Annotated in this window: 1 pseudogene; it reads right to left on the minus strand. The window is 59.8% G+C overall.

The window, feature by feature from the left end:
• Positions 1 to 415: pseudogene (locus B3187_RS09990) on the minus strand (DUF3372 domain-containing protein); the annotation flags it as partial.

Here is a 415-nt window from a genome sequence, read left to right on the forward strand (position 1 = left end):
CCGAGACGGTAAAGGCCTTGAACTTGCCGCGATAGGCTTCCGGTACTTCACTGTCGCTGACACTGAAGTCGCGCACATGCACTTCGTACACCACCATATCTTCGGGGGCGGTGAACGCCGGCTTCGTCAGGGTATCCCAGCCTTCGGGCTTGAGGTCATCATCGTCGAGGTTGACCAACTGGCTGCGCTGACCGTTGGTGCTCGCGCTCAGGGTGTAGGGGTCGGTGACGCGGTTGGTTTCAATGTTTCCGGTCTGCGGGACGTACACTTCCACGTCGAACTGATAGTACTGCCGATCCCAGCTCGCATCGCCGGTGATACTCCACACGCCGGTTTCCGCGTTGAACGTCATGGGGAGCTCGGTGGGCGCGGTATCCGTGTGGCTGTCGGGGTACAGAAGGAAAGTGACGTTCTG

Origin of the sequence: Marinimicrobium sp. UBA4209 (assembly GCF_002381585.1) — a bacterium.
Lineage (GTDB): Bacteria > Pseudomonadota > Gammaproteobacteria > Pseudomonadales > Cellvibrionaceae > Marinimicrobium > Marinimicrobium koreense.